Source organism: Rhodothermales bacterium, assembly GCA_013002345.1.
Taxonomy (GTDB): Bacteria; Bacteroidota; Rhodothermia; order Rhodothermales; family JABDKH01; genus JABDKH01.
Map to the genome: position 1 here is coordinate 1 of JABDKH010000198.1, position 2,999 is coordinate 2,999.

The 2,999-nt window shown below is 60.3% G+C and carries 4 protein-coding genes; all 4 read left to right on the plus strand.

Annotated features, from left to right (window positions below; all coding sequences use genetic code 11):
* Positions 1-24: 24 nt before the first annotated feature.
* The 4 genes from HKN37_10165 (at position 25) to HKN37_10180 (ending at position 2,784) form a co-directional block, all read left to right on the plus strand.
* Entirely contained in the window at positions 25-249 is a 225-nt protein-coding gene (locus HKN37_10165; GenBank protein NNE47010.1) for a hypothetical protein, read from the plus strand.
* Between the two features lie 312 nt (positions 250-561).
* Positions 562-1,125: a hypothetical protein gene (locus HKN37_10170; GenBank protein ID NNE47011.1), complete on the plus strand. Its 564-nt coding sequence runs from the start codon at positions 562-564 to the stop codon at positions 1,123-1,125.
* A gap of 324 nt (positions 1,126-1,449) precedes the next feature.
* On the plus strand, positions 1,450-2,079 hold the full coding sequence (locus tag HKN37_10175; GenBank protein NNE47012.1) for a hypothetical protein: 630 nt from the start codon (positions 1,450-1,452) through the stop codon (positions 2,077-2,079).
* 225 nt (positions 2,080-2,304) lie between these two features.
* Complete coding sequence (locus HKN37_10180; protein ID NNE47013.1) at positions 2,305-2,784, plus strand: hypothetical protein; 480 nt, start codon at positions 2,305-2,307, stop codon at positions 2,782-2,784.
* The last annotated feature ends 215 nt before the right edge of the window (positions 2,785-2,999 follow it).

Here is a 2,999-nt window from a genome sequence, read left to right on the forward strand (position 1 = left end):
CCCGAAGGGCGGTTCAAGGGCTGTGTGCAGGCGAAGGATTACTTCGCCTTTGGCGAGCCTGACACTTATGGAGATTCGGCCCCGACCATTGACGAGATAACAATCCGGCTGCGTGCGACGTGGACCGACGACCTGAACGAGTCGGGTGACACGGGACCAAAGTACTATCGCGTGAAGGCCTCCTCGAGCGATGTGATCTCGGTCGTGGCTCCAGAGAACATCGAAGAGCACTTCCCCCACGCGGAATGACCGCGGCCAGAGCAGGCCGGGTCGCTCTCTAACAAGGAATTGCTGCTGTCAGGGTAGGCTGCGGGAGTACGTTGGGTAACACTTCTGATTTGTCAGGAGGCTGGTCCTGCAGCAGAATTCCGAGACGTTAGGAAGCGAGGTGTAGCCAGTCCTCGGCGGCTACATCAGTGATGGTCAAAGCTATAACGTGTTGGCACGATTTGACTTAAGGAATCACGTGCCGTACGATATAGAGGCGCACAAGCAGTGATTCCATGCCGGCTCCACAACATAGGACTAAGCGCTGGGGCCCATGGTCCGAAGGGTCCAAGAATGAAATCCAGGGAGTGCAACCTCCGCACAGCAGTGCTTCTCTCCATCGTCGTGGTCGGCGGGGCCTGCGAGAACCCGCTTGAACAGGCCGATCCCTCGTGGGTGAGGGCGACGGTCGTTCAGGCAGACTCGTCCGCCGCGTTCACAGGCGATGGTTTCTTCGGTACGACACAGGGCTTTTCCATCGCCTCAAGGGGCCAAGGCGAGTCGGAAGGTGAGACGGTGATCCTATCGTCGTCCCTCGACGCCCTAGCGGCACCCGGATTCTATCTGCTTACTCAGACGCCGAGGGCTGGAAGCTTTACGGGAGTCTATCGACGCGTTCTGGAAGACGGTACTAAAGAGCGTTACGCCGTAACCTCCGGCGAAGTCATCGTTGCAGGCTCCTCGCACGAAAGAGTAGAGGGAGCCTTCAGTTTCACAGCTGAGCTGTTCTGCCGGACGCCGGCGGGGGCGATTCAGGGTCAGTGCCACCCGGGCTCTCTCATCCCGGGTGTGGAGCCACTAGCGGTAGAAGGCTCGTTCTCGGTCGGCCCCTACCCGATCTTCACGGTTGGGTCTTGAGAGGCGTAGCTGGGTCTGACAATGGTTGGCAAGTGACCCCTGGCCGTTCGCTTCCTAACATGGAATTGCTGCTGTCCGCGAAGGCGTCGAGGGCACGTCTGGTAACGCCTGTGATTTGCGACCGAGCGGGGGCGGCAGCAGAATTCCGGGACGTTAGACCGAAACGCCGGTTGGTCCTTCGGATATCCATCGGGGCTCAAGCTTGACGGTATCGGACACGCCTCTCTAGACCAGGGGGATGGCTGGTCAGCGCGAATCTCCTGCCGCAATGGCCGGGAACTCGTCCGGCCTCTCAAAGTCCTCGCCCCACTAACCTTGAGCCCAATGAACGACGAGCTGCGCACGGTCAACGTCACCGGAAGGAGCATCCGTTGGCCCGCTGGATGTACTTGCTGCGGAGCTGAGACGAACGCCTACAAGAAGGTTTCGCGTGCCTTCGAGTCCAGCGATCTCCACGCTCCTGTTGAGACCAAGATCACGGTAACGACCGATGTGCGAATTCCAGTCTGCGACGTTTGCCTGAGGCATATCGCGGGCTCCGAGAGTTTTGAGCTCGGGTGTGTTACCGGCGGCATCATGGTCGCGCTAGCGTCCGGCGGCTTCTACGCGCTTCTGATCACCCGCTACCGTAGTGCCGTCGCAGATCTCTTCGGGATCGCAGCGCGAAACGCATTCATTCCAGTGTCGATAATGACCCTATTCTTCCTCGCGCTGGGTCTGGGTGCGGTCGCGCTCATCGTGACTAGATACTACGAGCGCGCCAGCCAGGTCACTCCTAGGTGTATCCACCCAGATGGAGGGGTCCACCTCACCGGGTTCGTCGCCCCGACCAGGATCGATCCAGATATCGTGGAAACACACCGCTTCACGTTCAAAAGGTTATCTCTGCGGGACGCGTTCCTCGCCGCGAACTCGGACCATGCCCACCTGGCCCCGGAGACTGATTTGCGGTAGGCAGCACTCGTGCCACTCCTGGACGCCCACGGCGTGTCAGATCACGGCGGTATGCCAGGGCGACACAGCGAAGGGTTCGGCGGAGTGGCGGTATATCGTTTCGGTCTAACAAGCGATTGCTGCAGTCGCGTGAGACCGTAATGGGAAGCGCTTCGCGCTTGTGTGTTCGGTGCACGCGCAGCAGAATCGCAAGACGTTAGACATCCCATCGAAGCAGGTGGCCCAATGCGACTTGCGAGTGCGCTCGGCATCCTATCCTTGGCTCCGTTGTTGGGGGCCTGCGCTGCCCCCGGGACCGATGAGCCTCCCTATGATCCGGATGCGGTAGCCGCTGAGATCGAGGCCCAACTCCGCTCCGAGATCGCGAGGTTTGAGGGCAAGGACTGCACGGTCATAGCCGCTCTTTACGGAGACCGAGAGCCGCTCTTTGTCGTCGGGGGTCGGACCATGGCGCGACGGGCGGACTTGGAGGCTGCTTGCCCTGGTCTTGTGAGCCGCATCCCAGACGGCGCTTCTCGTCCGGTGGCGTCCGAGGCGATCTACGCTCTTGGTCCGGAGTCTGGCTATTCGGTTACCGAGTTCCGCGTCCGGATGGGTCCGAACGGAGAGCCGGTTCCACAGTTCGTCACCAAGATCTGGCAGAAGAGCAACACCGGATGGCGGATCGTGCACGTCCATGAATCTGTCGCGCCGGTTGCGCCATGAACGGTCATCGGTGACGAACTCATGTGGTGGGATGTCTAACAAGGAATTGCTGCTGTCCGCGAAAGCCACTCGGCACGTCTGGTAACACCCTTGGTTTGCGAAGCGTGCGGGTGCGGCAGCAGAATTCCGAGACGTTAGATGTCATCGCTGAACCAGACAGCAGAGTGAGGAGCGAAAGACCTTGTCGCGTCGCCTTGTCTGGGCCCTCCTAGCCG